Consider the following 22,357-nt stretch of genomic DNA (forward strand, 5'->3'; position numbering starts at 1 on the left):
GAATCCTCAGTGTACTTTGTTGGGGACAGATAAGGTGAAAGGGCGGATGTCGGCAGAAAATTCTGTGCCGTCGTCGGCAATAAATTGATAACTGCCATGCATGACGCCCACCACGGTTTCAATCACTGTGCCACTGGTGTACTGGTATGACTCACCAGAACGTAAATAAGGGTATTCGCCAATGACGCCACTGCCTTTCACTTCTTGAACTTGCTGATCGCCATTGGTGATGATCCAGTGACGGGTCTGCAATTTTGCCGCTTGCTCACCACAGTTGGTGATGGTGATGTGGTAAGCAAATACGTAACGAGATTCTGCAGGTGTAGATTGTCTAGCAAGATATTCGGTTCTGACGTCCACAACGATATCGTATTTTTCCATTTAACTGTCCTTCTTGAGAAGGTAGTTGGTGATGGCTACGAAGTCGGCAAGATCCAAGCGCTCTGGTCTCAGGCTAGGGTCAATATCTAACGCAGCAAAGTCATCTTGATCCAATACGCCTTTATAGTTGTTACGCAGTGTTTTACGACGCTGCTGGAAGCCAACACGCACTACTTCCTCCAGTTTACTAACGTTTTCAGTTGGATAAGGTAGCGTTTTATATGGTGTCATGCGAACAATAGCAGAGTCCACTTTTGGTGCTGGATCAAAAGACTCTGGCCCAACCACAAACAAAGAATCCACCGCACAATAATATTGTGCCATGACACTGAGTCGACCGTAGAGATTATCACCCGGACGAGCGGCAAGACGGTCAACCACTTCTTTTTGCAACATGAAGTGCATGTCTTCAATGATACTGGCCTGACTCAGTAAATGGAAAATCAGTGGTGTGGAAATATTGTAGGGCAGGTTGCCGACCACACGAATGGCCTGATCATCACTTGCTAATGCACTGAAGTCAAATTTTATGGCATCCGCTTCATGAACAGTTAATTCTGGGTAACGAAATAAATTCACCTTTAAAATTGGGATCAGATCACGGTCAAGCTCAACCACATCCATGCGTTCCGTAACGCTAATGATACCCTCTGTCAAAGCGCCTTTTCCTGGGCCGATTTCAACAATACGTTGTCCTTTTTTAGGGGCAATGCAAGCCAGGATACGACGAATTACGCCATGATCATGTAAGAAATTTTGGCCAAATCTTTTTCTGGCTTTGTGAGGTTGTGCTTTACTCATTTAGGAAACTTTTTTACGTTATTAGCCATGTCTATGGCATGTTGGATGGCGACTTTTAGGCTGCCATGATTGGCCTCACCTGTGCCAGCTAAATCAATCGCTGTGCCGTGATCTACGGACGTACGAATAATGGGTAACCCCAACGTGATGTTGACGGCATTACCAAATCCTGAATATTTTAACACAGGTAATCCCTGATCGTGATACATGGCCAGAGCGCAGTCGGCTTGTTGCAAATATTTATCGGTAAACAAGGTGTCTGCAGGTAATGGACCAATTAGATCGAGACCTTCATTGCGCAGGCGATCAAGAGCAGGGCCAATGACTTGGATTTCTTCATTACCCAAATGGCCGTCTTCGCCCGCATGAGGATTGAGACCGCAGACTAAAATACGTGGTTTAGCGATGCCGAATTTGCTTTGTAAATCCTGATGTAAGGCAAGGGCGACTTTGCGTATGGTTTCCTCGGTAATGGCATTTGACACCTCTTTTAGTGGTAGGTGAGTAGTTACTAAGGCCACCTTCATCACATCGCTTGCTAGCATCATCACCACGTGAGGTGAGCGGCACTGCTGCTGGAAAAATTCCGTGTGTCCCGAAAAGTGTTGTCCAGTTTCACACAAGATTCCTTTGTGAACTGGAGGGGTGACAAGGGCATCAAATTCTTTATCTAGACAACCTTGGCAAGCTCGTCTTAAGGTTTCTAGCACATAAGGCGCATTCGCCACATCGAGTTCACCTGCTATGGAAGGTTTTGCCAAAGGGACAGACATTAAACAGAGCGAGCCTAGTTGATGAACAGGCGTATCTTCAGCAGATGAGATAACCTGAATGGTGATATCAATCTTTAGGCTTGCTGCTCTTTGCTTAAATAACAGCTCATCTCCCAAAATCAGCAAGCGAGCGTTAAAACTATGTTCTGATAAGGCTTGCAGAATAATATCAGGGCCAATACCAGCAGGTTCCCCTGAGGTAATGGCAATGATAGGAAGATTGACCAACGCGTCTGACATAATGGAGTTAGCCTTTGATGTCGATGAAGGCATCGGCACGTAATTCGTCTAGCCAGTTGCCAAGTACTATGTCTTGTTTTTGACGTGTTAACGCTTGCTTGGCATTGCTACGTTTTACTTGATCACTGATATCCGCTTCACGACGGCCTTCAACTTGTAAAATATGCCAACCGAACTGAGTACGGAAGGGTTTGCTGATGTCACCAACTGGAGTGGCGTTCATCATGTCTTCAAAGGCAGGAACCATAGTGCCAGGTGTTACCCAACCAAGGTCGCCACCTTGCAGAGTGGAACCTTGATCTTCACTGTACTCTTTGGCTAATTCGGCAAAATCGGCGCCCTTGCTTAACTGATCATAAAGATTGTCTGCAAAGGCTTTGGTTTGGGTCATGTCACGAATTTCATTGGGGCGAACCAAAATGTGGCGAGTCTTCGTTTGCTCCTGTAAGGTCACTGATGCTGAACGCTTATCGATTACCCATAATAGGTGGTAGCCCGCGTTACTTTGTAGTGGACCAACAAGAGGGCCCTGCTCTGCGTCCAAAGCACGGACGAAAAGAGGTGGGAGCTGATTCATTGGGCGCCAACCTAGGTCCCCACCTTCAATGGCAAATTGTCCCGCGGATTTGGCAACGGCCTGTTGGATAAAGTCGTCTTCTGATTGGATCTTAGAAGCAATGTTGTCGATTTCTTGTTTGGCTTCTTCTGGGTTGCTGGCACGAATCAAAATATGTCGAAGATGCACCTGATCCTTATCTTTGGTGATGCTGGTTTCTGAGCTTAAATAGTCATCAATTTCTTGCTCTGAAATGACAATGCGACGTTTGATAATTTCGCGTTTGATATTGTTGATGAGGATTTCCTGCTCAATCTGTTTGCGATAGCGTGAATAGTTAATGCCTTTGCTGGCGAGTACGGCTTTCATACCTTGTAGATCAAGATTCATATTTCGAGCCACGCTCAGAATGGCATTATCGACGTCGGAACTGGAGGCTCGCATACCGATTTTTTGGGCATAATTGGCTTGCAGGGTTTCATCAATCAGTTGGTTTAAAATTTGACGATGAATGTTATTTGTCATGATTCCGCCTGGAACACGATCCTTTACAATCTGAAAACGGTTTTGTATGTCGCTTTCTAAAATGGCGGAAGAGTCCACAATGGCAGCAATGCCGTCAATTTTTTCAGTGTTAGCCTGCGTTAAAGTGGAAAATGTTAAGGCTAGTGTAAGGGTGAAAAAAGAAAATAACTTCATAATTAATATCCGACTTTTCCTTGATTCCAGAAGGTGTCAGCTATGCTTGATGCATCGCTGTTAGCACGACCTGCTGTACTCAAACTACGTAAAATAAATTGTAAAAACACACCGCGATCTCTGACATCATCGTCATCAATCCAATCTTGATAGCTGAGCGATACCTTAATACAGCAGTTTTCATAACCCAAACCAGAAATTTGTTTACTGGCTTCATCGTCCATGAAGTCATAAGTGTATTGGGCAAAGGCTGACCAGTTTCGATTAAGCGGAAATATGGTACCAAAGCTAGCTTGTTTGGCATTATCATCCGGATCTGAATTATTGATGGTATACAGGTAACTCAGATTGACCTTGACTCTTTGTGCCGGGGTAATGCTGGCAACAAGCTGAGCCAGGTTGATTTCTTCTTCATCAGCGTCAACATTCAAATTGGCGGTTAGCGTGTAATTATCACCATACATACTTGCAGAGGAAAGTAAGTCGCTGCGCTTACTATCTTGCCGGCTGATGGTTTTGTCTGTTGACCCACTTACAGCAACATATCTATCGTCTAAATAAAAGACCTGACCCGCTTTTAATGCCCATTTTTCATTATTGTTTTCATCATATAGACGACTTTCTAAGCCAAAAGTGATTTGCTCAGTATCACCAATTCTATCGTTGCCACTAAAGCGTTTATGATTAAAAGCAGACGAGTAAGTGAGTGTTGATTCACTGGCGTCAAAATCTGGGATATCGGATTGTGATTCAAACGGAGAATTAAGATAGCTCAACCTTGGAGATAGGGTTTGTCGCCAAGTACCATAGTCATCAGTAAAACGTCGTTCAAAAGCCAACGCAGTATCTAGGTAATGCGTAACATGATTGACTGAGGTGTCTATATCTGTATCCGATGAGTAATAGTGAAGTTGATAGTCGCGATTTTGTATTAATACCCCCGGAGTGAAGGTTAGCCAATCATTCCCTAAATCAAAGTTAATGTCTTGATTTAGGGCTATACGCTCACCATCAAAATTATTCTCTTCTGGGTCGTAGAAGTCAGTGTATTGAAGGTTAATTGAGTAATTTAATAGACTGTTCGCAATTTGGTAAGAGCTAGCAAGTCTTGGTTTCCACTCAAAAGGGGCGTCATCTGAGCTATCAGGTGTTTGATAGGTTAGATAGGTCAGTGTGTTGTAAAAGTTTCCGTTATTAACATTGATATAGGCTGTTCTTTGATAATGGTCTTTTTCTCCAATGGAGGTGGTATTGGCTTCTGGAAACTTAGTTTCAGTAGGATTGGACTCATAGGTGAATCCACTACTAATATGAGCATTAAGTGTCTGCTTAGAAGTAAGCTTTAGAAGAGTTTGCTCCCCTTCATCATCGTCAAAAAAACTCGATTGTTCATAGCTGGTTTCGCCATATGGGCTGAGATGACGAAATTCCACATCAATACCTTGGCCTTTTTTCTGAATCAAATTAGGCGTTAAGGTTGCATCAAAGTTGCTTGCCAAATTTAGGTAAAAAGGGGCGGATAGGCTCAAGCCGTCATTATTGGAATAGCCAATGCTGGGAAACAAAAAGCCCGTTTGTCGTCTATCGTCGATTGGGAATCTTAGCCAAGGAGAGTAGAAAATTGGCACGTCAGCAATTCGTACTAGAACGTGTTTGGCGGTACCAAAGCCTGTGGTTGCATTAAGTTCAATGGAACTGCCATAAAGGCTCCAGCTTTCTTGATTGGGTTCACAGGTAGTGAAAAAACCTTCTTCAATAAAAATGACAGCGTCATTTTCTTGTATCAGTGCTTTTGCTTGGCCGCGAGCCTTGCTGCTGTGACTAAGGAACTTGGCGTCTGAAAATTCGGTGGCAGTATCACCATTGCTGGAAATATAGCTTTTACTGCTGCGAATGAGCTCGTTTTTGGTTCTTAATGTGACGTTACCTGAGGCTTGGTAGTATTCTTGTGGAATGCCTGAAATAGAGTCAGCCATTAGATGAGACTCAGGCTGCTTTACAGTGGCGTCACCTTCTAAATGTATAATACCCATTTTATCGCGAGTAATGAGGTCCGCTTGCAATACTGTATTTTCGCTCTTGCTGGCTTGCCACTGGTTGAGATAACTGCCTTGGCAGTATTGGTTGAGTTGCGCTTGCTGTTTAGCACTTAATGATTCTCTTGGTGCCCAATCCCATTGGTTCACTTGCGCATGTGCCAGCGGCAATATGAAAAGACCTTGAAAAAACAGAGCGTAGTTGCGTAAATGTTTAACCATGCAGGGTATACTTATTTACCGAAATTATTGTCCGAAGTCGGAGGCTGCCGAGTGAGGCTCCACGTAATAAGACAAATGATAATCTATGCAGGCCCATAGGGGCTACCGATTCTGGAGAAATATCTTTATGTGGAAATTTGTATGTGCCATTTTGGGGTACATCTTAATGAGTAATATCCTTGGTGCAATACTTGGCTTTTTTGTTGGCATGATGCTGGATAGAGCACAAGCTGGCGGTGCTTTTAATGGCGTAAGACGAGGTAATTTACTGCTACAGCAAGAGACTTTTTTTCGTACTTTATTTTTGTTGATGGGACGTCTTGCCAAATCTGATGGCCAGGTTTCTGAGGCTGAAATCCAGTTAGCGCAATCGGTTATGCAGCGTCTTCGTTTGTCACCACAGGCGCAAGAGCAGGCCAAACGCTTATTCAATGAAGGTAAATCAGCCAACTTTGATTTCACTGCGGAACTGAATCGCTTTAAAGAGATTGTCGGGCCTGGGGATTTGACCCGAACCTTATTAGAAGTGTTATTGGTTTCCGCCTATGCTGATGGACATTTTAGTGTAGAAGAAAAGTCGTTTGTTTCGAAAGTCTGTGCGATCTTAGGCATCTCAGTTGCCGAATTTGAGTCTCTGCATATTCAGGTTAAGCAACAGGCACATTTCCGTCAGGGATATCAGTCGACTGGCAATAGCATGGGCTCTAAAGATTTGCTTAAGTCCGCCTATGAGGCACTGGGTGTGAAACCAGAAATGACAGATGCTGAGATCAAAAAAGCCTACCGTCGCCTGATGAGTAAGAATCACCCTGACAAACTCAGTTCGCAAGGTTTGCCAAAAGAAATGATTGAGCTCGCCAAAGAGCGTACTCAAGAAATTCAATCGGCTTATGAGTTGATTAAGAAATCGCGTTCATAGCGAGACTGTTAACCGAACTTGAATAAATAAGGGGCGATTAAAAAAGCCCCTTATTTACTTGGGGTAAAGGGCGGCGTTGAGTAATTTGTTTTGTGTTCTGCTTCAAGAAACCTCGCACTCTTTGTACTAATAAGGCTTGGCTATCTTGCCCTCTTGCGCGGTCTGGAATGGCATCTTTTTGAATGAACTCACCATTAACGGTTTGACGTTTTGCGGCAGCTTGCTTGCGCCAATTGGCAAACAGGTTATTGCGATTAGGGCGGCTTAGGTAATAGTCCAAAATGGCTTGTGGAACGCTGCTAATGAATTGTGCGATTTGATACGCTGAGATATTAGGGGGTGCCTGAATGTCGATGAGCGCGAGAGCGTTTGCCAAAGTAGGATTTTGTGCGAGAAAGACCAAGGCATAACTTGCTCCAGTGCGATATCCGGCTAAAGCAAAATAGTCGACACCGTTATTTTGTGCCAAGGTCATGGCCGCTTGTATACGTGCAAAAACAATGTCCTGGTTTGCCAGTGTAATCGTTTCAGTTGTTTCACTATCTGTGGTGAGGGTTTTCGGTGTTGTTTGCCCGCGTTTAACAATATCTGGCACTTCTATGGCAATGGTGCACCAACTGTATTCCGGCAATTTATCACGTAACGGTGCGATGGCGTCTGGCCAATCTGGATGTTCATTGTCAGAATGTAAAAGAATGACACAACCTTGCGTGGAAGAGGTCATCGCATCTTGATAAAGGGCAAGAAAACTCCCTCCGCTGGCTTCTAAAGATTGGATTTGATGCTCTAGTTGACGTTCTTTAAGACTGTCTTCTAGGGCGGCAATTCTTTCTGCTTGCGGTTGTGGCGTAACGTATTCTGTTGCTGGCGTGTCACCACTTGAGCTTTCTGCCCGAGTAAGGCTAGCGAGGGCACACAGCAAGACTAGGTTCGTTAAGAGAAGAATTTTCTTCATTGTTTTCAATACTTCTTTGTTCCACCTTGTTAAAATAAACCAAATTTGCTGTTGATAACAGCCTTTAGGGAAAGGTGAGTAACATCAAGCTGAGATAGCGCGCTTATCATCATTTCCTTATCGCATTTATTTTGTCATTGCTGGAGCCAGATATGAATGACTTTATCATTGCCCCTTCGATTCTCTCTGCCGACTTTGCTCGCTTAGGAGAAGAGGTTGATCAAGTGTTAGAAGCCGGTGCAGACATCATACATTTCGATGTCATGGACAATCACTATGTCCCCAATTTAACGATTGGGCCTATGGTCTGTAAAGCGTTGCGTAAGCATGGTGTGACAGCGGACATTGATGTGCATTTAATGGTAAAGCCTGTGGATCGTATGATAGGTGATTTTATTGAAGCGGGAGCGTCTTATATTACCTTTCACCCTGAAGCCAGTGAGCACATAGATCGCTCATTACAAATGATCAAAGACGGCGGCTGTAAAGCCGGTTTGGTGTTTAATCCCGCAACCCCCTTGCACCATCTAAAACATGTAATGGATAAGGTGGATATGGTGTTGTTGATGTCTGTGAATCCAGGCTTTGGTGGGCAAAAATTTATCCAAGGCACATTGGAGAAGTTGCAAGAGGCTCGAACTCTGATCGACGCCAGTGGCTACAATATTCGCCTAGAAGTCGATGGGGGTGTCAGTGAAAAGAACATTGCACAAGTGGCCAGAGCTGGTGCAGATACCTTTGTTGCTGGTTCTGCTATTTTTGGTAAGCCAGATTATAAAGCGGTGATTGATGCGATGCGAGCCGAGCTGGCGAGTGTGCGTTAATGAAAACACCTAAGTATTTCAAACAATGGTTTGAAGGTTGGCCAGACCTTGTGTGTTTTGATTTGGATGGCACCTTATTAGATAGTGTGCCTGACATTGCGGCGGCTGTGGATGCTTTTCTTGTTGAGTTTGGTGCCCCTTTAGCGGGTGAAGATAAGGTGCGCCAATGGGTTGGGTTAGGAGCGGCTAAACTGATTGAACAAGCATTAGACTGGGCGGAGTTGGATCCGCAGCGCCATGAAGAAGCCTATCGCTTGTTTTTGTTGCATTATCATCAGCATCTTACTGATCATTCCCGCTTGTATCCAAATGCAGTAGCAATACTTAAGGCTCTAAAACACAATGGAGTGCCTGTTGCATTAGTGACCAACAAGCCAAGCGTGTTTATTCAACCTATTCTAGATAAATTCCAACTTACCGAACAATTTGCGTGGTTTTTGGGTGGTGACACACTGGAAGAAAAAAAACCGTCTGCCATGCCTTTATTGCATTGCAGCGAATCTATAGAGGCGGAACCACAAAGTTGTTTGATGGTGGGGGATTCGATTACCGATTTTAAAGCCGCGCAAAATGCTGGCTTTAAATCCGCATTAGTGACCTATGGCTACCACCAAGGAATAGACCTAAAAGCCTTGGGGGCCGATGCTGTGATCGATGACCTTGCGGAACTCCTTGTTTGATTTTTATTCATTAATGAAAAGGCGCTCATTCTAAGATTATTAGCGCCTTTTCATTTTTAAATGAGCTTGATTGAACTGGGCTTACTTGTCTGTTGCGTTATTGCTAAAACTTATCTGCCCATCATTACCAAAGTGCAAGGTTTGAGTTGGGAAAGCCACTTCTGCGCCATGTTGCTCTATGATTTGCATGGCTTTGAACAACACATCTTGTTTCACTTCATGGTAGATTCGCCAATCCACTGTTTTGGTGTAGGCGTAAATGAAAAAGTCTAATGACGATGGGCCGAACTGATTGAAGTTCACCATATAAATTTGCTCTGTGTCTAAATCTTCATGATTGGCAATCATTTCTTTAATGTCTTTTAAAATGTTAGGCAATAAAGAAAAATCATTGTAGCGCACGCCAATGGTTTCATTGATACGTCTGTGCGTCATACGTGATGGGTTTTCTACCGAGATCAATGAGAATGTGGAATTGGGTACATATAAGGGACGCTTGTCGAAGGTACGAATACGCGTTTGACGCCAACCTATGTTCTCCACTGTGCCTTCAATATTTTGATCGGGTGAGCGAACCCAGTCACCAATTGCAAAAGGGCGATCCAAATATATCATTAGGCCACCAAAGAAATTGGCGAGCAGGTCTTTGGCTGCGAAGCCTACTGCGATACCACCAATACCGCCAAAAGCCAGTACACCGGAAATGCTATACCCCAGAGTTTGTAAGACAACTAACGCTGCCGTAATGATGACAGACGCTCTAAGCAACTTACTAATGGCGTTGGCGGTGGTGTAATCGACTTTATTTTTAACCTTGCTGGAGCTAGTAATCGTTTTTTCACTTTGCGAAATGCAGCGCAAAATAAACCAAGTTAGAATGACAATCACACCGACTTCACGAACGGCATTAATCAAAGAGGATAAATCAGGGTCAAGGTTTGTGCCGGATATTTCTGCCGCTACACTGAGTCCAACCAGCCAGATAAATACCCCGATGGGTTTTTGTGCTGCGATAATGAGTACGTTATCCCAAGGTGTTTTGGTGCGTTCTAACTGGTTGTTTAGACGCATTAGTAAACGGCTAGCAACAAAGTTAACCACTAGTGTGCCGAATACGACTAAAAATACGCGAGCTACCCAATGCATTTCGGTATCGCCTAGACCAAAATACATTTGTACCGTTTCCCAATTCATAACAAATCTCTATGTGGTGAATGTAAAAAAAACTCTGCTATCTCAAAGTAACAAGAGGGTGCCTAATCCTAAAAAAGCAACGAAACCAGCCACGTCAGTGACTGTGGTGAGAATGACTGAGCCCGATAGGGCTGGATCAATGCGCAGTTTATCCAGTAAGACAGGAATCAAAACGCCTGATAAGGCAGCCATCAAGATATTAATGATAATGGCCATGGCGATCACAGCGCCTAACATAGGGTTACTAAACCACCAGTAAGAAATAATACCTATGATGATGGCCCAGACAATACCATTTAGCCAACCTACTTTTAGCTCTTTACCGAGTAAGGATTTGAGATTGCTTCGTGTAATTTGACCAAGGGCTAAACCACGTACTATCAAAGTAAGTGTCTGACTGCCCGCAATCCCTCCCATAGAAGCCACTACAGGCATCAACACTGCAAGGGCAACCACTTGTTGCAAGGTAGCTTCAAATAGGCCGATAAAGGCTGACGCTAAGAAAGCCGTTAAGAGGTTAATGCCTAACCATATGCCACGTCTCGCAGCACTTTGTTTAACGGGGGCGAAGAGGTCCGTTTCTTCGTTTAACCCCGCCGTCGACATTTGTTGAGCTTCGTTTTCTAAACGTAAGGTTTCCAGTGCTAGTCCAACGTGAAAACGCCCTAGCAATACTAAGTTTTGGTCTACTACTGGTAATGCTGAAAAACCTGATTTTTCTAACATTTCTGAGGCTTTTATACGTTCTGTTTCAGCTTGAATGACGGTGCATTCTTCATCCATAAGATTGGACACGGGCTCGTGATCTTGTGCTTTGAAAAGTTTATTGAATTTTACACAACCTACCCAACGACCTGTACGGTTGACTAAGTAAATCATGTCGGTGTAATCCGGTACGGTTTTCTTTAGCAGTCTTAGGGCTTCGCCAACACGAATGGATTGCGAAGCGATGAGTAATTCGTGATCAATCCAACGACCCACAAGGTCATCTTGGTAAACAATACCTTGTTGATAGTATTCACGTTGCTTATTGTCCATCTGGCTAAGGGCCAGATCGACAAAACGATCCGGTAAGGAGTCGGTAATTTCCAACAGGCCTTCGGCATCAACGTCTGCGAATAGGGTTTCGATTTCGCTGTCGTCAAGTTCTTTGAGCAATAGTTGACGAGATTCGCCACGCATTTCAACAAGGATGTCTAAGCGATTTGCTTGTTTAATGTTGGCCCATGCTTGGCGGCGTTGTTCAAGAGGGATGGATTCCAATGCCAGAGCGACATCGTCAGGGCTGTATTCCGCCATTAACTTATTGATAGACTCTGGTGAATGTTCATCTTGAATAAGATGTTCAATCAATAGGGTGACTTGGCTATGCATTGGCATTCTCTAAAGCTGACAAAGAAGCAAAATCAATAGTTTGCGTGATATGTCTAGTAATATCAAACAAGGTTTTGTTTTTTCGAGAGATTCATTCGATGTGACAGGCTGACCAGTCACCACATTGGGTCTAGGACTGTATGTTGGGTCTGTGACGGCATGGCGAAAAATACAACCTAAGGTTTTTTTGTTTGACTTACAGAGACAGTAACTCTGCTTCCGTGTAGAATTCAGCCTCTTCAAAATGGTCTTTTGTATGAAGAAAGGCCTGATAAGTGCTTATAGATAAGCTAATTGTCTGTGGTTGCAAAACCAGCAAACTTTAGCTTTGTTATGGATTTATTCTTAATCATGTTGCTAGTTATAGATAATTACGATTCCTTCACCTACAACTTGGTACAGTATTTTGGTGAGTTAGGTGTTGAAGTATTAGTACATCGTAATGACCAGATTACGGTAGCGGAAATAGCAGCTTTAGCACCTTCACATTTGGTCATTTCTCCAGGACCTTGTACACCGAATGAAGCGGGTATTTCTATGGCGATCATTCAAGCATTTGCGGGTAAAATTCCCATTTTGGGTATTTGCTTAGGTCATCAAAGTATTGCGCAGGTCTTTGGCGGCGAAGTGATTCGTGCTAAAAATGTTATGCATGGTAAAACATCAAGGATATACCATAAAGACCATGGGGTTTTTACAGATTTAGTAAATCCTCTATCAGCCACCCGTTACCATTCTTTAGTCGTGGCGCAAGACACTTTGCCAGAATGTTTTGAAGTAACAGCCTGGACGCAAAATGAGCAATTCGAACTTGATGAAATCATGGGCATTCGTCATAAAGAGATGGAGCTTGAAGGAGTGCAGTTTCATCCAGAATCTATACTAACCGAGGCGGGACACGCTTTATTAGCTAATTTTTTAAAACGATAGGAGAGTCTGGTGGAGATTCAAAAAGCAATTGCTGCCGTTGTAGAACATCAAGATCTGAGTGCAGAAAACATGCAAGCCGTAATGACTCAAATCATGACAGGTCTAGCGACACCAGCACAGATAGGCGGCTTTTTGATAGCGCTACGCATGAAAGGTGAAACGGTAGATGAAATTGCCGCCGCCGCCAAGGTGATGCGTGATTTGTCTAATAAAGTCAGTTTACCGATAGATGGTGTTGTGGACACTTGTGGTACAGGTGGAGACGGAGGTAACTTGTTTAATGTTTCGACCGCATCCGCTTTTGTGGTCGCTGCCGCTGGCGGTAAAGTTGCCAAGCACGGGGGGCGTTCAGTATCTTCCAAGTCTGGCAGTGCGGATGTATTAGAACATGCTGGTATTTATCTTGGATTAAATGCGGAACAAGTTTGCCGCTGTGTCGAAGAGATTGGCTTGGGCTTCATGTTTGCCCCTAATCATCATGCCGCTATGAAACATGCTGTCGGGCCACGAAAGGAAATGGCGACCCGAACCATTTTTAATTTGTTAGGTCCGCTAACGAATCCAGCCAACGCGAAACGGCAAGTGATGGGTGTTTTTCATCAGAAGTGGGTGCGTCCGATAGCTGAAGTGCTAAAAGCATTAGGCAGTGAACATGTGATGGTAGTGCATTCGGTTGATGGTTTGGATGAAATCAGTATTGCTGCACCGACTTATGTGGCGGAATTGAAAGATGGTGAGATTACTGAATATCAGATTCAACCAACAGACTTTGGTATCTCGTTGCAGTCAATTGAAGATATACATGCCTACGATGCTGAGCAGAGTCTGGCCCTGATAAAAACCGCTTTAGATGGCAAGGGTAAAGTGAATCCTGCTCGCGATATTGTGGCCTTAAATGCAGGTGCAGCTATTTACGTTTCAGGTGTTGCATCCACTCTAGCTGAAGGAGTAAGTATTGCCGAAGATGTTATTGGCGGGGGCACAGCGAAAGTTAAAATGTCTGAATTAGCCAGTTTTACACGTTGTTTTATGGACACTAACTCATAAAAGAATTGCGAGGAGAAAGTGGATTATGCAGGTTGAAACACCGACTATCTTAAAAAAGATTGTGGCACGTAAGTTTGAAGAAATTGCTGAGCGAAAAGCGCATACGCCATATCATAATTTGGAAGTAGCGGCGTCTGTTGCCAATGTACATAATGCTCCGCGAGGCTTTGCACAAGCCTTAAAACATCAGATTGCCATGGGTAAAGCCGGTGTGATTGCGGAAATAAAGCAGGCTTCACCAAGTAAAGGAATCTTGCGTGAGCCTTTTTATCCAGGTGAAATCGCCAAATCTTATGAACAAGCAGGTGCTGCTTGCCTGTCGGTTTTAACCGATCAAGACTTTTTTAAAGGTCATGAAGATTATCTAGTGGAAGCAAGATCAGCCTGTAAGCTTCCTGTGATTCGTAAAGACTTTATTGTTGATGAATACCAGGTGATTGAAGCGAGATCCATTGGCGCCGACTGTATTTTGTTAATTGCGGCCTGTTTGTCTGGTGAAAAACTACAGGCACTGGATACTATGGCGCGAGACCTTGGTATGGATGTGCTGGTGGAAGTGCACAATCAGCCGGAATTGGATTTGGCGCTTGAGTACACGCAAACGGAATTATTGGGTATTAATAATCGCGATCTACATACCTTTGAATTGAGTCTGGATCATACTTTTGAATTAATGAATAAGATACCAAAAGACAGATTGATCGTGACGGAAAGTGGTATTCACACCCATGAAGATGTGGCAGTAATGCGTAATCACGGAATCCATGCGTTTCTTGTTGGCGAGGCTTTCATGCGCGCCGATGATCCTGGTGAGAAGTTAGCCGAGTTGTTTGAATATTAATTGACTGTGGCGGTATAGGAATAAGATAAGGTTGTATATGAAAACAAATGTGAGTTGGCAAGAAGATGTTCATTTTACCGCTGAGACGGGATCTGGTTTTAAGGTTGAAATAGACGGAAATCAGGTTGCAGGTCCTCGTCCAATGGAATTGATTTTGGCAGGATTAGGTGGTTGCACTTCTTACGATGTGGTTGGTATTTTGAAGAAGTCTCGGCAAGATGTTGTGTCTTGCGTGGCGAAAATTGATGCTGATAGAGCGGATACAGTACCTGCTGTATTCACTGAGATCAGAGTGCATTTCGTGGTGACTGGACGTAACTTGAAAGAGACTGTGGTCGCCAGAGCGGTCAAACTCTCGGCTGAAGAGTATTGCTCTGCATCTCTCATGTTAGAGCGTGGCGGTGTTAAGATCGAGCACAGTTATGAGATAGTGGAAGTCGAGTAAGAAGAAGCTCTGCTATTTGCAAAGTTTGACTGATTTAACAAGTGATTGATTTAACAAGTGTTAGATGTAAAAAGAGCTTATGGCTCTTTTTTTGTTTCATGACGTTTTGGTTTTATGGCGTCCTCACCAGGACTCGAACCTGGAATAGCTGCTTAGGAGGCGGCTGGTATATCCTGTTTACCTATGAGGACTTAATATTGAGTATTGTATACTTTTGATTGTTAGAATATCAAATGATAAAAAATTATATCATTTTGATTTATATGCAGTTTTAAGCTCTTCCTAAGGTTTGCTTACTGCTGATAGGGCGAGTGGATCCACGAGAGGTGTAGACCTTGTTTTTATTGTTGTGACCTTGCATTAGCTCAAATAATTGTTTGTTTCGTTTCTGCAAAGTGCTGAGAATTTGCGCATTGGTGTTGTTCTTGGTTTTACACACCTTTAGAAGTTCTTCACACTCTTTCATTAAAAGTCTAACTTCGTCCAATGAACTATCTTGGTCTTTTAGCCAATCTTTAAAATCCTGCTCGGTGGGATCTTTACGATCAAGGACATCAAATTTGATAAGAAGATTAATCCGCTTATCATTTAAGGTGTTCATTTCGTCAAGAAGAGCTTGCTTTTTTTCAGCCAGAGAAAGGATCAGATGGTTGTCTTGCTTGCCTAGTGCTTGTCGTTCTTCGTCGAGAAGAACGGACAGTTCTATCAGTATTTCTTTGCTTTTGGTGAAGATGGGGGAGATAGGGATCATAAGATCAAGCCTTCAATGGTCGCAGATTAGAATAGCGAATCCATTGAAGCCATGTTGTTTGCGAGACGTTGGGTGTCAATCTTGTATTCACCAGCCGCTAGCGCACTTTTGATTTGCTCTACTTTTTCCATATCGACCTCAGGCAAACTGTTCAATTTAGCCTGTTGATTTTGTAGTGTTTGTGCTGTGCCGCTAAGACGAACGGTATCCTCAGCCATGGTACCACTTGGTGTACTGCCTCTATTTTCAGTTGCACTAGCTGCCGCGTCATCTTTGTGCGCGCGCTCGCTTTTGTTGATCGTGCCCTGATTTGATAGACCTGTTAAATTGATTGCCATTGGGTTTTTCCGCCCTTAAATGATTTGCATGTCTATGATGTCGGCTGAGCCTAGAAGAACTTTAGTCAAAAACCTCACAAAAGGGAAATTTATATTTGTTTAAGCTCTAAGTACTCAATAGTTTACAAGAACCTCACTGTCAGTTACAACTTTAGCGTATATAATTCGTCCTGAACTAGCGTTTTTGACACGAATTTGTTGTCCCTTTACGCCATTCTCTAAAGCTACGCCGTTCATTCGCACCATAATGCTACCACTATTGGCCGTGATAGTAATGGCGTCACCTTTTTTTATGAGTGTTGGTAAACGCGTTAAGTTGTCTGTGATAAAGGTATTAATGCGTATATTGCGCGAAGCGATCAAACCAAATGGTGGATTGTCTTGAGTATAAATATGACCTCTTAGGTCAGCTATGTCTACTTCGCCAATATCTGTGTTTTCCTGTGTGATGCTCTGTCCTCGATTAATTGGGGTGATGGCGCGAATGGCAGGAATTCGAATGGATTGTACGGCAGGCAAGTAGGACTTCCAGATTGGGTTGTCACAGCTGATTTCGTAGTTGGTACGCTGTCGGGCTTCTGGACGCTGGTTTTGAATGCTGATGTTACCGTCGCTGCAATCGGGTAAGTAGTTGAGTGAAGCCAAATTATTAAGCTTTATTTCGATGGATGCTTGAGGGTATATAGCAGACAAGCGCGGTACTTCAACTTGGTTGATGAAGCGGTTAACGATTTCTTCAAGTGATTGTGCCTGAAGAAAATTGATTTGGAGACAAAGCAAGGCCAAAAATAGCCTTTTGATTCGCATGATTGGCACTCTTTGTTTATGATTTCGTTATGAATAAGTTAGTAAATTGTTAATATTCACTCTATCATTGGTGAATGCATTTTAACAATTTTGAGGGTTTCCCCTCATTATGCAGTTTATACATTTTGGAGGCGTATATGGCTGGGGTTCTAGATACAGTTAATCAACGTACACAGCTGGTCGGGGAAAATAGACTTGAATTGTTGTTGTTTCGCTTAAATGGTAAGCAAATCTACGGTATCAACGTTTTTAAAGTGAAGGAAGTATTGCAGTGCCCTAAGCTCACAACTATGCCCCATAGTTCTCCTGTGGTTCGCGGTGTGGCACATATTCGTGGTGGGACCATTCCAATTTTAGATCTAGGCTTGGCAACAGGAGCAAGTCCAATTGAGAACATCAGCCAGTGTTTTGTTATTATTACGGAGTATAACCGTCGTATTCAAGGTTTCTTGGTTCGAGGTGTGGAACGAATAGTAAACATGAACTGGAGTGATATTCAGCCACCACCAAAAGGTCTTTCAAATGATAATTATCTGACGGCAGTTTGTCAGGTAGAGAAAGAAATGGTCGAGATCATTGATGTGGAGCAAATTCTCTCTGAGGTGGCGCCAATGCGTCAGGATATATCAGACGGGATTGTAAACTCAGATGTTCAAGAGAATGCCAAACAACATCATATTTTGATCGTCGATGATTCATCTGTTGCTCGTAAACAGATTAAGCGTTGTATGGAACAAGTGGGCTTTGCTACCACAGTCTTGTGTGATGGACGTGAGGCACTCGAGTATCTGCAAAATTTGGCAGCAGAAGGTACCGATGTAACAGAAGAGTTTTCTATGGTAATTTCTGATATCGAAATGCCGGAGATGGATGGCTATACATTAACCACAGCAATTCGTAACGATAGCCGCATGCAGGACTTATTTATTCTTCTACACACTTCCTTAAGTGGCGTATTTAATGAAGCTATGGTCAAGAAAGTAGGTGCCGATGGCTTCTTGGCGAAATTCCAGCCAGATGAATTGGCACGTCTAGCGATCGAGACGGTAGAAGTGCAATCTGAGTAAATATTTAGCTAGGCAATGTGGTTTGGCCTAGCTGTCATTAAATAATGGAGTTTTAATGCTCAGCACGACTAATGCAATCAGCCCTGCTGGTTACAATCGCTTCCGAGATTATTTGCAAAAAGTGTGTGGAATCTCGTTAAGCGACAATAAGCAATATCTTGTGGCAAGCCGTCTTGGCAAAATTTTAGAAAGAGAGAACTTTTCCAAAATTGAGATGTTGGTGGATGCTCTTGATAAGCCATTTAATTCCAAGTTAAAGGAAGAAGTCATTAATGCGATGACCACAAATGAAACTTTGTGGTTCCGTGATACGCATCCCTTCACTATTTTGCGTGAGAAAGTGTTGCCTGAAATGACTGGTGCGCCTTTGCGTATTTGGTCAGCCGCTTCTTCAACCGGTCAAGAGCCTTACTCTATTAGTATGGTGATAGAGGAGTTCAAAAATGCTCGACCTGGTTTGCTTAAACCGGGTGAGCGAATTGTAGCAACCGATATCTGTACCAATATTTTGCAGCATGCTAAGCAGGGTGAATACGATAGTTTGGCCATTGCTAGAGGTTTGGGGCCAGATTTGCAAAAACGTTACTTCGACAAGATTAATGAGGCGACGTGGAAAATAAAACCAAATCTAAGTTCGAGAGTTGAATTTAAATACCTAAATTTGATTGATTCTTTTACTGGCTTGGGTAAGTTCGACGTGATTTTTTGTCGCAATGTACTGATTTATTTCACGGTAGAAAGGAAACAAGACATTCTCAAACGCATGCATGCATCCTTAAAACCCGGGGGGTACTTGTTCTTGGGAGGCTCTGAAGCTTTAAGTGGCTTGTCAGATTACTTTGAAATAGTTCAGTGTCATCCTGGCATTGTTTATAAAGCCAAAGCGAATTAGACCTCATTAATGGGATTATGAAAAGCTCATCTTAGGATGGGCTTTTTTTGTTTTTGTTATCTATATTTTAATTGCCGCTTTTTGCCGTTTTTATAATGTCTATTTTTAACTTATTGAAAAATAATGATATTTTTTTTGGCATCATAATTGCTTTATACAAAACATCTTAGAAAAATTGGATTAAGAGTAAAATGGCGATTTCCTTTGCCGGTGCCTTTGCTGGCCATGATAAAGCGTTAGAGTTTCGTAGTGCGCGTGCGGCCGTTTTGGCAAATAACATTGCCAACGCAGATACGCCTAATTACAAAGCGCGTGACATTAGTTTCAATGCATCGCTTAACAACGAAATGAGACGTTTGCAATTAAAAGGAACCAATGCTCGTCATTTTACCGAATCAGCTGAGACGGAATTGACTGGCGATTTGCTTTATCGCAACCCAAGTCAGCCTTCTCTTGATGGAAACACAGTAGACATGCAAAGAGAGCAGGCAGAATACGCACAAAACTCTTTGCAGTTCGACACCAGTTTTATGTTTTTAGATAGAAAAATCAGTGGCATGAAAAAAGCACTGACTGGGAATTAATGATTATGTCTTTGAGTAATATTTTTACCATATCCGGTTCGGCAATGAGTGCTCAGACAGTACGACTGAATACCGTGGCGAGTAATATGGCAAACGTAGACAGTGCAGCCAGTTCTGCGGATCAGACTTATCGTGCTCGCAAGCCTGTTTTTTCTCAAATGATGAATGACTCTATGCGTAAGCGGGGTTGGGGATCCACCAAATTGGACAACACAGGTGCGGGTGTGGGCGTCAAAGTGGATGCGATAGTTGAGTCAGATGCACCCTTGCAGCCAAGATACGAGCCAGATCATCCGATGGCAAATGAAGAGGGTTATGTGTTTTATCCAAACGTTAATCCGATGGAAGAGATGGCTGACATGATGTCTGCGTCGCGTTCCTTTCAGACTAATGTAGACGTTATGAACTCAGCGAAAAGCATGATGCAGAAAATGCTCACGCTTGGGCAGTCCTAGGAGCAGATAGATGGCAAATATATCTGATAAAAATGGCTTAAGTGGTCTGATCTCGCAATACGGTACTGATGCGGCAAAATCCAAAGCTGGTATAGAAAAGCCCGAGGTAAAGTCGGAAAGCGCAGCCTTGGCAGATCAAAATGTATTTCTTAAGTTATACATTGAGCAGTTAAAGGGACAAGATCCGACAGCGCCTCAGGATGCAAATGACATGGTGGCTCAAATGTCACAGTTTAGTTCCTTAGAGAGATTGACCAGTATTTCCGATCAATTGGAAACCATGGCGACATCATTGACATCCAATCAGGCATTAAGCGCTTCGACCTTGGTAGGCAAGTCCATTCTTATGGATGGTAATAAGGCCAAAATGGTAGAAGGCTCTGATCCTTTGCTAGTGAAAGCCGTGGTGCCGGAGTCATCTAAGAGCGCAGTGATTAAAGTTTATGATGCTGACAATAAGTTGGTTAGAACGGCACCAATGGATACAGGCGAATTTAGCTGGGATAAATTGGATGATGAGGGGAATCCTTTGCCGGCAGGTGAGTATCGCTTTGTCGCTACCTCGACTGATGCGCAAGGAGAGACATCCTCTATGTCAACGCGTGTACCAACTCGAATTCAAGGTGTCACCATCAATGGTGAAGATGGCACCGTCTTGAACGTGGAGAACCACGGCAAGATTAAATTAACAAAAGAACTAGAAATCTTAGGGTAACTGGAGAGCGTTATGGGATTTAATACTGCACTGTCTGGCATTAAAGCCTCGGCTGATTATTTGGGTGTTACGGGTAATAACATTGCCAACGCCGATACCACTGGCTTTAAGAAATCACGCATTGAATTTGATGACTTATACAATACCAGTGTACTGGGCGCGGGCAGCGGTAACAGTATTGGCTCTGGTGTAAGTGTGAGTAAAGTGGCGCAAGAATTTTCGCCCGGTAACCTTTCCTATACAGATAACAATCTGGATTTGGCTGTTGATGGTGAGGGCTTTTTTGTATTGGATGCGGGGATAGCGCAATCTTATACACGAGCTGGTAACTTTAAATTGGATGAAAACGGTTTTCTTGTTACTAATACAGGCAGCCATGTACAAGGCTTTAATGCCGTTGACGGTGTTGTTGGAGGAAATCTGGATGATTTGCGGATACCAACGGAAAGAATCCCGCCTGAACCCACGAGTGAGATGGAGCTTCAAATCAATCTAAACTCTAAAAGTGAGGATGTCCCTCCATTTATAAAGGTGGATTTCGATCCGTTGGACCCTGATACTTTTAATTATACACAAACTCAAGGTGTTGCCGATGCCAATGGTAATACGCACATTGTTACTTATTACTACGCAAAAAGTGAGTTACCAAACACCTACCGAGTATATGCCACGGTAGACGGCAATCTTACAGATGATACGGGTGCCGCTTTCTTGCCAGAGACCTACGCAACTTACAATTCTGCGGAGGGTGGAAAGGATTTTAACGGTGATGGCATTAATGAGGCCCCTTTCGAACTATTGTATTTGGGCGGAGCTAATCCTGGTGTGGCGGATATTGTGGCAGGAACCAGAACCCCAATAACCATTACTGGCACCCTAGGTGGTGCTGCACTTACTACCACATTGACGCCTGAAAATGTGCGAAATCCAAGTTCTGTTGCTCGTGAGGCATTTGATGCATTGGATCCTGATACTTATACCTATGGTAATACTCGAACGATTTATGACTCTTTGGGTGAACCCCATACTATTGGTTACTACTTTGTTAAGCAGGGTGAAGATAATACCTACGAGATGAGGGTGACCGTGGATGGTGAAGAAACGTTTGAAGATCCGCTTACTGGAATGGAGACTCGTTTCCTTGAGGAGGACACCTCGATACGTTTTGACAACGCAGGGAACTTGATGGGGGCATACAGAGGTTTACCGCCATTTGAGGTGACTCAACCTATTAGTCTTGAAATTGTTGGTCTGGATCCAACTAATCGCACGCGTATTACTCCGATCGATATGGTTGGGTCTACACAATATGCCCTTGAAAATACAGATACTTTTGAACAGGATGGTTTTTCGGCTGGTGAGCTACAAGGGGTTTCTTTTGATGTTGATGGCTTGTTAATTGCCAGTTATACCAACCAACAAACGGCAACACTTGGCCAGGTTGCCTTGGCAACCTTTGACAGTACTGATGGTTTGGTGCCGACAGGTCATACTTCGTGGTTAGCGAGTAAAGGGTCAGGCCCAGCTGATATTGGTCGTCCAAACAGCGGAACCTTGGGTAAAATTCAGGGGGGAGCATTAGAGGAATCGAACGTTGATTTGACGGCAGAACTGGTCTCTTTAATCGAGGCTCAGCGTAATTATCAAGCGAACAGTAAAACATTAGAAACAGAAAATACTGTTACGCAAACTATAATAAATCTACGTTAAAAAAATTTTCTGGAGAGAGAAGTTTAATGGCCGAAGCGGCATGTCTGCTTCGGTTTTTTTTTGTTTTTAATAAGTTGGTACGCTTTTTGAAAGAAGGTTAACAAGATAGCCTAATTTTGAT

At 43.3% G+C, this 22,357-nt stretch carries 24 protein-coding genes and 1 tRNA gene; 13 read left to right on the forward strand and 12 right to left on the reverse strand.

Annotated elements, in window-relative coordinates; genetic code table 11:
* Positions 1-6: 6 nt before the first annotated feature.
* From apaG to lptD, 5 genes are read right to left on the reverse strand one after another with little or no spacing between them, the layout of a single operon-like run.
* On the reverse strand, positions 7-381 hold the full coding sequence (gene apaG / locus ABXS85_RS15340) for a Co2+/Mg2+ efflux protein ApaG (protein WP_353667399.1): 375 nt from the start codon (positions 379-381) through the stop codon (positions 7-9).
* On the reverse strand, positions 382-1,182 hold the full coding sequence (gene rsmA, locus ABXS85_RS15345) for a 16S rRNA (adenine(1518)-N(6)/adenine(1519)-N(6))-dimethyltransferase RsmA (RefSeq protein ID WP_353667400.1): 801 nt from the start codon (positions 1,180-1,182) through the stop codon (positions 382-384).
* Positions 1,179-2,195, reverse strand: a complete 1,017-nt coding sequence (gene pdxA, locus ABXS85_RS15350) for a 4-hydroxythreonine-4-phosphate dehydrogenase PdxA (RefSeq protein ID WP_353667401.1) — start codon at positions 2,193-2,195, stop codon at positions 1,179-1,181. The genes rsmA and pdxA overlap by 4 nt, the downstream gene beginning before the upstream one ends.
* Positions 2,196-2,202: 7 nt before the next feature.
* A complete protein-coding gene (locus ABXS85_RS15355) occupies positions 2,203-3,450 on the reverse strand; it encodes a peptidylprolyl isomerase (protein WP_353667402.1) in 1,248 nt (415 codons plus the stop codon).
* 2 nt (positions 3,451-3,452) lie between these two features.
* Positions 3,453-5,708 carry an LPS assembly protein LptD gene (lptD, locus tag ABXS85_RS15360; protein ID WP_353667403.1) on the reverse strand — a complete coding sequence of 752 codons (2,256 nt, stop codon included), beginning with the start codon at positions 5,706-5,708 and terminating at the stop codon, positions 3,453-3,455.
* Between the two features lie 127 nt (positions 5,709-5,835).
* Here lptD and djlA point away from each other — a divergent pair, with 127 nt between their 5' ends.
* Positions 5,836-6,627 carry a co-chaperone DjlA gene (gene djlA, locus ABXS85_RS15365; RefSeq protein ID WP_353667404.1) on the forward strand — a complete coding sequence of 264 codons (792 nt, stop codon included), beginning with the start codon at positions 5,836-5,838 and terminating at the stop codon, positions 6,625-6,627.
* Between the two features lie 37 nt (positions 6,628-6,664).
* Here djlA and ABXS85_RS15370 read toward each other — a convergent pair whose 3' ends face one another.
* A complete protein-coding gene (locus tag ABXS85_RS15370; RefSeq protein ID WP_353667405.1) occupies positions 6,665-7,582 on the reverse strand; it encodes a DUF3530 family protein in 918 nt (305 codons plus the stop codon).
* 152 nt (positions 7,583-7,734) lie between these two features.
* On the opposite strand from ABXS85_RS15370, the gene rpe reads away from it, so the two are divergent.
* Positions 7,735-8,406 carry a ribulose-phosphate 3-epimerase gene (rpe, locus tag ABXS85_RS15375; RefSeq protein WP_353667406.1) on the forward strand — a complete coding sequence of 224 codons (672 nt, stop codon included), beginning with the start codon at positions 7,735-7,737 and terminating at the stop codon, positions 8,404-8,406.
* Positions 8,406-9,086 (forward strand): phosphoglycolate phosphatase, encoded by a 681-nt coding sequence (locus ABXS85_RS15380; protein WP_353667407.1) that lies wholly within the window; start codon positions 8,406-8,408, stop codon positions 9,084-9,086. Before rpe ends, ABXS85_RS15380 begins: the two co-directional genes overlap by 1 nt.
* Before the next feature lie 81 nt (positions 9,087-9,167).
* Here the strand turns inward: ABXS85_RS15380 and ABXS85_RS15385 are convergent, their stop codons facing one another.
* Positions 9,168-10,280: a mechanosensitive ion channel family protein gene (locus ABXS85_RS15385; protein ID WP_353667408.1), complete on the reverse strand. Its 1,113-nt coding sequence runs from the start codon at positions 10,278-10,280 to the stop codon at positions 9,168-9,170.
* A 42-nt stretch (positions 10,281-10,322) separates the two neighbouring features.
* Entirely contained in the window at positions 10,323-11,654 is a 1,332-nt protein-coding gene (locus ABXS85_RS15390) for a magnesium transporter (protein WP_353667409.1), read from the reverse strand.
* Positions 11,655-12,005: 351 nt separating this feature from the next.
* On the opposite strand from ABXS85_RS15390, the gene ABXS85_RS15395 reads away from it, so the two are divergent.
* Genes ABXS85_RS15395 through ABXS85_RS15410 form a run of 4 tightly spaced genes read left to right on the forward strand, consistent with a single transcriptional unit; the run spans position 12,006 to position 14,917 of the window.
* Positions 12,006-12,584 (forward strand): aminodeoxychorismate/anthranilate synthase component II, encoded by a 579-nt coding sequence (locus ABXS85_RS15395; protein ID WP_353669783.1) that lies wholly within the window; start codon positions 12,006-12,008, stop codon positions 12,582-12,584.
* A 9-nt stretch (positions 12,585-12,593) separates the two neighbouring features.
* Positions 12,594-13,631 carry an anthranilate phosphoribosyltransferase gene (gene trpD / locus ABXS85_RS15400; protein ID WP_353667410.1) on the forward strand — a complete coding sequence of 346 codons (1,038 nt, stop codon included), beginning with the start codon at positions 12,594-12,596 and terminating at the stop codon, positions 13,629-13,631.
* A 25-nt stretch (positions 13,632-13,656) separates the two neighbouring features.
* Entirely contained in the window at positions 13,657-14,472 is an 816-nt protein-coding gene (gene trpC, locus ABXS85_RS15405; protein ID WP_353667411.1) for an indole-3-glycerol phosphate synthase TrpC, read from the forward strand.
* A 37-nt stretch (positions 14,473-14,509) separates the two neighbouring features.
* Positions 14,510-14,917 carry an OsmC family protein gene (locus tag ABXS85_RS15410; protein ID WP_353667412.1) on the forward strand — a complete coding sequence of 136 codons (408 nt, stop codon included), beginning with the start codon at positions 14,510-14,512 and terminating at the stop codon, positions 14,915-14,917.
* A 115-nt stretch (positions 14,918-15,032) separates the two neighbouring features.
* Here ABXS85_RS15410 and ABXS85_RS15415 read toward each other — a convergent pair.
* The 4 genes from ABXS85_RS15415 to flgA all read right to left on the reverse strand — a co-directional run bounded on the left by ABXS85_RS15415 (position 15,033) and on the right by flgA (position 16,813).
* A tRNA-Arg gene (locus tag ABXS85_RS15415) sits at positions 15,033-15,108 on the reverse strand.
* A gap of 80 nt (positions 15,109-15,188) precedes the next feature.
* Positions 15,189-15,668, reverse strand: coding sequence for a flagellar protein FlgN (locus ABXS85_RS15420; RefSeq protein WP_353667413.1), 480 nt, complete (start codon positions 15,666-15,668; stop codon positions 15,189-15,191).
* Between the two features lie 26 nt (positions 15,669-15,694).
* A complete protein-coding gene (flgM, locus tag ABXS85_RS15425) occupies positions 15,695-16,006 on the reverse strand; it encodes a flagellar biosynthesis anti-sigma factor FlgM (RefSeq protein WP_353667414.1) in 312 nt (103 codons plus the stop codon).
* A 114-nt stretch (positions 16,007-16,120) separates the two neighbouring features.
* Positions 16,121-16,813, reverse strand: a complete 693-nt coding sequence (gene flgA, locus ABXS85_RS15430) for a flagellar basal body P-ring formation chaperone FlgA (protein WP_353667415.1) — start codon at positions 16,811-16,813, stop codon at positions 16,121-16,123.
* Between the two features lie 137 nt (positions 16,814-16,950).
* Between flgA and ABXS85_RS15435 the strand changes: the two genes are divergently transcribed.
* The 6 genes from ABXS85_RS15435 (at position 16,951) to ABXS85_RS15460 (ending at position 22,236) form a co-directional block, all read left to right on the forward strand.
* The gene (locus ABXS85_RS15435; protein ID WP_353667416.1) at positions 16,951-17,880 is read left to right on the forward strand and encodes a chemotaxis protein CheV; all 930 of its coding nucleotides are present in this window, start codon (positions 16,951-16,953) and stop codon (positions 17,878-17,880) included.
* 55 nt (positions 17,881-17,935) lie between these two features.
* Positions 17,936-18,772: a protein-glutamate O-methyltransferase CheR gene (locus tag ABXS85_RS15440; RefSeq protein WP_353667417.1), complete on the forward strand. Its 837-nt coding sequence runs from the start codon at positions 17,936-17,938 to the stop codon at positions 18,770-18,772.
* Positions 18,773-18,963: 191 nt separating this feature from the next.
* Complete coding sequence (gene flgB, locus ABXS85_RS15445; protein WP_353667418.1) at positions 18,964-19,356, forward strand: flagellar basal body rod protein FlgB; 393 nt, start codon at positions 18,964-18,966, stop codon at positions 19,354-19,356.
* Positions 19,357-19,361: 5 nt separating this feature from the next.
* A complete protein-coding gene (gene flgC / locus ABXS85_RS15450; RefSeq protein ID WP_353667419.1) occupies positions 19,362-19,811 on the forward strand; it encodes a flagellar basal body rod protein FlgC in 450 nt (149 codons plus the stop codon).
* Between the two features lie 10 nt (positions 19,812-19,821).
* Positions 19,822-20,526, forward strand: coding sequence for a flagellar hook capping FlgD N-terminal domain-containing protein (locus ABXS85_RS15455; protein WP_353667420.1), 705 nt, complete (start codon positions 19,822-19,824; stop codon positions 20,524-20,526).
* 12 nt (positions 20,527-20,538) lie between these two features.
* Positions 20,539-22,236: a flagellar hook-basal body complex protein gene (locus ABXS85_RS15460; protein ID WP_353667421.1), complete on the forward strand. Its 1,698-nt coding sequence runs from the start codon at positions 20,539-20,541 to the stop codon at positions 22,234-22,236.
* Positions 22,237-22,357 lie beyond the last annotated feature (121 nt).

Source organism: Marinomonas sp. THO17, from assembly GCF_040436405.1.
GTDB lineage: Bacteria > Pseudomonadota > Gammaproteobacteria > Pseudomonadales > Marinomonadaceae > Marinomonas.

Bases quoted from the DNA above. Each gene is read 5' to 3' on its own strand.
- apaG (WP_353667399.1), bottom strand. From the start codon at position 381: ATGGAAAAATACGATATCGTTGTGGACGTCAGAACCGAATATCTTGCT.
- rsmA (WP_353667400.1), bottom strand. From the start codon at position 1,182: ATGAGTAAAGCACAACCTCACAAAGCCAGAAAAAGATTTGGCCAAAAT.
- pdxA (WP_353667401.1), bottom strand. From the start codon at position 2,195: ATGTCAGACGCGTTGGTCAATCTTCCTATCATTGCCATTACCTCAGGG.
- ABXS85_RS15355 (WP_353667402.1), bottom strand. From the start codon at position 3,450: ATGAAGTTATTTTCTTTTTTCACCCTTACACTAGCCTTAACATTTTCC.
- lptD (WP_353667403.1), bottom strand. From the start codon at position 5,708: ATGGTTAAACATTTACGCAACTACGCTCTGTTTTTTCAAGGTCTTTTC.
- djlA (WP_353667404.1), top strand. From the start codon at position 5,836: ATGTGGAAATTTGTATGTGCCATTTTGGGGTACATCTTAATGAGTAAT.
- ABXS85_RS15370 (WP_353667405.1), bottom strand. From the start codon at position 7,582: ATGAAGAAAATTCTTCTCTTAACGAACCTAGTCTTGCTGTGTGCCCTC.
- rpe (WP_353667406.1), top strand. From the start codon at position 7,735: ATGAATGACTTTATCATTGCCCCTTCGATTCTCTCTGCCGACTTTGCT.
- ABXS85_RS15380 (WP_353667407.1), top strand. From the start codon at position 8,406: ATGAAAACACCTAAGTATTTCAAACAATGGTTTGAAGGTTGGCCAGAC.
- ABXS85_RS15385 (WP_353667408.1), bottom strand. From the start codon at position 10,280: ATGAATTGGGAAACGGTACAAATGTATTTTGGTCTAGGCGATACCGAA.
- ABXS85_RS15390 (WP_353667409.1), bottom strand. From the start codon at position 11,654: ATGCATAGCCAAGTCACCCTATTGATTGAACATCTTATTCAAGATGAA.
- ABXS85_RS15395 (WP_353669783.1), top strand. From the start codon at position 12,006: ATGTTGCTAGTTATAGATAATTACGATTCCTTCACCTACAACTTGGTA.
- trpC (WP_353667411.1), top strand. From the start codon at position 13,657: ATGCAGGTTGAAACACCGACTATCTTAAAAAAGATTGTGGCACGTAAG.
- ABXS85_RS15410 (WP_353667412.1), top strand. From the start codon at position 14,510: ATGAAAACAAATGTGAGTTGGCAAGAAGATGTTCATTTTACCGCTGAG.
- ABXS85_RS15420 (WP_353667413.1), bottom strand. From the start codon at position 15,668: ATGATCCCTATCTCCCCCATCTTCACCAAAAGCAAAGAAATACTGATA.
- flgM (WP_353667414.1), bottom strand. From the start codon at position 16,006: ATGGCAATCAATTTAACAGGTCTATCAAATCAGGGCACGATCAACAAA.
- flgA (WP_353667415.1), bottom strand. From the start codon at position 16,813: ATGCGAATCAAAAGGCTATTTTTGGCCTTGCTTTGTCTCCAAATCAAT.
- ABXS85_RS15435 (WP_353667416.1), top strand. From the start codon at position 16,951: ATGGCTGGGGTTCTAGATACAGTTAATCAACGTACACAGCTGGTCGGG.
- ABXS85_RS15440 (WP_353667417.1), top strand. From the start codon at position 17,936: ATGCTCAGCACGACTAATGCAATCAGCCCTGCTGGTTACAATCGCTTC.
- flgB (WP_353667418.1), top strand. From the start codon at position 18,964: ATGGCGATTTCCTTTGCCGGTGCCTTTGCTGGCCATGATAAAGCGTTA.
- flgC (WP_353667419.1), top strand. From the start codon at position 19,362: ATGTCTTTGAGTAATATTTTTACCATATCCGGTTCGGCAATGAGTGCT.
- ABXS85_RS15455 (WP_353667420.1), top strand. From the start codon at position 19,822: ATGGCAAATATATCTGATAAAAATGGCTTAAGTGGTCTGATCTCGCAA.
- ABXS85_RS15460 (WP_353667421.1), top strand. From the start codon at position 20,539: ATGGGATTTAATACTGCACTGTCTGGCATTAAAGCCTCGGCTGATTAT.